Source organism: Lutibacter sp., from assembly GCF_013139515.1.
Lineage (GTDB): Bacteria > Bacteroidota > Bacteroidia > Flavobacteriales > Flavobacteriaceae > Lutibacter.
Genome location: NZ_WTAR01000097.1, coordinates 1 through 4492 on the forward strand (window position 1 = coordinate 1; position 4492 = coordinate 4492).

Consider the following 4492-nt stretch of genomic DNA (forward strand, 5'->3'; position numbering starts at 1 on the left):
AAAACATTATTAGAACATTTAGAAAAATTAGACACTGCTGATGTTTATAATAATGGAAAAATGCGTTTTCCTGTACAATTTGTTATTCGTCCAAAAACTGAAGAATTTCACGATTACAGAGGATATGCAGGTAAGGTTTACGGAGGTGATATAAAAGTTGGTGATGAAGTGGTTGTATTACCATCAGAAACAAAAACAACAATTAAAGAAATTTACTTTAATGATAAAAAGTACGAAAGCGCTTCAAGAAGGTCTTCTATATCTGTAACATTGGCAAACGATGTAAATGTGAGTAGAGGTGATATGATTGTGAAAGCAAATGAATTACCAAAAGTTGACAAAAAATTTACAGCCACAGTTTCTTGGATGTGTACAAAAGAATTAACAGCAGGTTCAAAATATGTGTTACAACATGGAGTGAATAAAGTGTTGGCAAAAGTAAGTGCAATTAATAATAAAATTGAAACTGATTTTTCTGGAATTGAAACCAATGTATCTAGTTTGAGAATTAATGATATTGCTTCAGTTTCATTGCAATTAAACAAACCAATTTTCTTTGATTCATTTAAAAAACATAGAACAAACGGAGCATTTATTTTAATAGATCCACAAACAAACAATACGGTAGGTGCCGGCTTTATAGATTAGGTTAAGAAACTAAAAATCAAAAACATACAATAAATTTTAATTCATATTAGCTTATGAACTAGGAAATTTTTTTACTAACTAAAAAAAATAACACCATGCAAAGCTTTAGAAGCGAGATCGAAAATCCGATCGTCGCTAAGGATATTATTGACTTAGAAAAAAAAATAAGTCTATTTTACGAAGGGAAAATTGATGAGGAACGTTTTAGAAGTTTACGTTTAGCACGTGGCGTTTACGGACAACGACAGTTTGGTGTTCAAATGATTCGAATCAAGCTGCCTTACGGAAAAGTAACAAGCGAACAATTGCATAGAATTGCAAAAGTTTCAGATGAATATTCGCGCGGAAGATTGCACATTACTACACGTCAAGATATTCAAATTCATCACGTAAGTTTAGATAGAACACCTGAACTTTGGGCTGAATTAGAAAAAAATGATATTACCTTGCGTGAAGCTTGTGGAAATGCGGTAAGAAATGTAACAGCATCAGAAACTGCAGGTATAGATCCAAATGAACCTTTTGATGTTTCACCTTATGCACAAGCTGTTTTTGAATTCTTTTTAAGAAATCCAATTTGCCAGGAAATGGGGCGGAAATTTAAAATCTCTTTTTCAGGAACCGATGAAGATACTGCTTTAAGTTTTATGCACGATTTGGGTTTTATAGCGAAACTAAAAGATGGAAAAAGAGGGTTTAAAATATTGTTGGCAGGTGGTTTAGGATCACAAGCACGTTTGGCAGATGTTTTGTATGAATTTATTTCAGTAGATAAAATTATTCCAATTACGGAAGCTGTTTTACGTGTGTTTGATAGATATGGAGAACGATCAAAAAGGGCAAGAGCTAGGCTGAAATTTTTAGTAAAAGAAATAGGTTTAGATGCTTTTAAAACTTTAATAGAGGAAGAACAAAAAGCATTGTCGCACACAACATTTAAAATAGATACTTCAAATTTTGATACTGAAATAACTATTCCTGAAATTGAAATTCCTTCAGTAGAAATAGAAGATAGAACTGCGTATGATTTGTGGAAAAAAACGAATGTAATTCTACAAAAACAAGCTGGGTTTAGCGCCATTGGAATTAAAATTCCTTTAGGTGATTTTTATACAGATAAAGCACGCTTATTAGCCAATTTAATAAAGAAATATGCAGCTAATGAATTGCGTTTAACCTTACGTCAAAATATATTAATTCATCATGTAAAAAATGAGTTATTGCCTTTTTTCTATGTTGAATTAAATAAATTAGGATTTGCTGAAAGCGGTTACAATAGCACCTTAGATATTACATCTTGCCCAGGAACTGACACGTGTAATTTGGGTATTGCAAGTAGTACAGGTATTTCTAGAGAGCTTGAGAATGTGTTAAGAAATGAATTTCCAAAATACGCTAATAATAAAGAAATTACCATAAAAATTAGTGGTTGTATGAACGCTTGTGGACAACATACAATGGCTCAAATTGGCTTTCAAGGAATGTCAATTAAATCAGGAAATTTAGTGGCGCCTGCATTGCAAGTGTTATTAGGTGGAGGTGTTTTAGGAGATGGAAAAGGAAGAATTGCAAATAAGGTAATTAAAATTCCAAGTAAAAGAGGTCCGGAAGCCTTAAGAACTATTTTGAATAATTTTGAAGCAAATTTAATTAATAAAGAAACTTTTTTAAATTATTATGATAGACAAGGTGAGATTTATTTCTATAATTTATTAAAACCTTTGGCTGATTCTTCAAATTTAACTCAAACCGATTTTATTGATTGGGGAACTGAAGAAACATACGCTAAAGCTGTTGGAGTTGGTGAATGTGCAGGTGTAGTTATTGATTTGGTTGCTACTTTACTGTTTGAAAGTGAAGAGAAAATAAATTATGCTTCTGAAGCATTAAAATTAAATCAATATTCTGATAGTATTTATTATTCGTACACAAGTATTGTAAACACAGCAAAAGCCTTGTTAATTACTGAAGGGAAGAAAACAAATACACAAGCAGGAATTATTACACAATTTGAAGAAACTTTTGGAAATGAAATTGAATTAACATCATCATTTTCAGAATTTGTTTATCAAATTAAAACCAATAAACCTTCACAAGAATTTGCTCAAAAATATGTGAGCGATGCGAAGTTGTTTTATGAAAAAGTAAACCAATTTAGAACTAAAACAGCAACAAATGAAGTTTAAAAAAGTTCCAAAAGTCACTTTAATTGGTGCTGGACCAGGAGATCCAGATTTAATTACAGTAAAAGGTGTAAAGGCCTTGAGAAAAGCAACTGTTGTTTTGTATGATTCTTTGATAAACAGAGAGTTATTGAATTATGTATCAAAAAACACAAAGCTTATTTTTGTTGGAAAACGAAAGGGTTTACATACGTATTCTCAAGATGAAATTAATAAATTAATTGTAGAAAATGCATTTCAACATGGAAATGTAGTTCGCTTAAAAGGAGGAGATCCATTTATATTTGGAAGAGGTTCAGAAGAAATTGAATTTATAGAATCCTTTGGGATTGAAACTGAAGTAATTTCAGGAATTTCTTCATCAATGGCTGTGCCAGCAAGTCAGGGAATTTCTTTAACCCAAAGAGGTATTTCTGAAAGTTTTTGGGTAATTACAGGAACTACTTCTGAAAGAAAATTATCAAATGATATTTATTTAGCGGCACAATCAACTGCAACAGTTGTAATTTTAATGGGAATGAGTAAATTAAATGAGATTGTTTCGGTTTTCAAAAAGTTTAATAAAAATAATATCCCAACAGCAATTATCCAAAATGGAACTACTAAAAACGAAAAAATTGGCTTGGGTACTATTGATTCTATTTTAGAAATTGTTGAAAATAAAAAACTAGCATCGCCAGCTATTATTGTAATTGGAGAAGTGGTAAAAGAAAGTGTAAAATTGCGTTCGTTTTATGAAGAACTAAATGTAATTTCTCATAATAGTTCTCGTCAATAGTGAGAAATAAGTTTAAGAATTATGGAACAAAATGAGTTATATCCAATTTTTTTAAAAGTTTCACAATTAAACGTTTTAATTGTTGGAGGAGGGAAAGTTGCATGTGAAAAACTGTCCTTTTTGTTAAAATCTAGTCCAAATGCAAATGTGTTAGTGGTTTCAATAGATTTTGATGAAGATGTACTTGAACTTACTAATAAATTTAATGTATCAGTATCAAAAGCTAGGTATAATAAGTTAGCCTTAAAAAACAAGCAATTAGTTATTGCTGCAACTAATAATGAGCAAGTTAATAAACAAATATATGAAGATGCTAAAGCTGAAAACATATTAATTAATGTTGCAGACACACCACAGTTATGCGATTTTTATTTAGGAGGTATTGTAACCAAAGGAAATGTAAAAATTGCCATTTCAACCAACGGAAAATCACCAACTTTAGCCAAGCGCTTACGGCAGTTTTTTGAAGAAGTAATACCAGAGAATATCAATGATTTGGTTGAAAACTTGAATCAATTTAGAAAGTCAATAAAAGGTGATTTTGCAAATAAAGTTGAAACTTTAAATGAATTAACCAAAACAATATTACCTAAATAGATAAAAAACTCAAATCATTTGTAAATGAAGGGAATATGCCGTTTATTTGCACTCAAGTTCATAAACACAATGATTTAGTTATTAAGAAAGGCAGAGGGAATAGACCTGTTGAAGCCTTAGCAACCCTTTATTTATAAAGAAGGTGCTACGTTCTACCGCAATTTTGTGGGAAGATAACCAGGAAAACTTCACAAAGTATCTTCTTTCTTTTTAATACTAATTTGGGCGTTACCGCAAGCGGTCGGGCTTTTCGTTATATCTTTTTTTTCAAAAAAGGATGTCACTA

Annotated in this window: 3 protein-coding genes, 1 pseudogene and 1 riboswitch; all 4 genes and pseudogenes read left to right on the forward strand. The window is 30.9% G+C overall.

Annotated elements, in window-relative coordinates; all coding sequences use genetic code 11:
- Positions 1 to 648: pseudogene (locus GQ540_RS09025) on the forward strand (sulfate adenylyltransferase); the annotation flags it as partial.
- Between the two features lie 95 nt (positions 649 to 743).
- Positions 744 to 2834: a HEPN domain-containing protein gene (locus tag GQ540_RS09030; RefSeq protein WP_291800232.1), complete on the forward strand. Its 2091-nt coding sequence runs from the start codon at positions 744 to 746 to the stop codon at positions 2832 to 2834.
- A complete protein-coding gene (gene cobA, locus GQ540_RS09035; RefSeq protein ID WP_291800234.1) occupies positions 2824 to 3609 on the forward strand; it encodes a uroporphyrinogen-III C-methyltransferase in 786 nt (261 codons plus the stop codon). The genes GQ540_RS09030 and cobA overlap by 11 nt, the downstream gene beginning before the upstream one ends.
- A gap of 21 nt (positions 3610 to 3630) precedes the next feature.
- Positions 3631 to 4206 (forward strand): bifunctional precorrin-2 dehydrogenase/sirohydrochlorin ferrochelatase, encoded by a 576-nt coding sequence (locus GQ540_RS09040; RefSeq protein WP_291800236.1) that lies wholly within the window; start codon positions 3631 to 3633, stop codon positions 4204 to 4206.
- Between the two features lie 75 nt (positions 4207 to 4281).
- Positions 4282 to 4386, forward strand: a riboswitch (SAM riboswitch).
- The last annotated feature ends 106 nt before the right edge of the window (positions 4387 to 4492 follow it).

What these genes read in the sequence shown, in the direction of transcription:
- GQ540_RS09030 (WP_291800232.1), top strand. Translation starts at nt 744, where the DNA reads ATGCAAAGCTTTAGAAGCGAGATCGAAAATCCGATCGTCGCTAAGGAT.
- cobA (WP_291800234.1), top strand. Translation starts at nt 2,824, where the DNA reads ATGAAGTTTAAAAAAGTTCCAAAAGTCACTTTAATTGGTGCTGGACCA.
- GQ540_RS09040 (WP_291800236.1), top strand. Translation starts at nt 3,631, where the DNA reads ATGGAACAAAATGAGTTATATCCAATTTTTTTAAAAGTTTCACAATTA.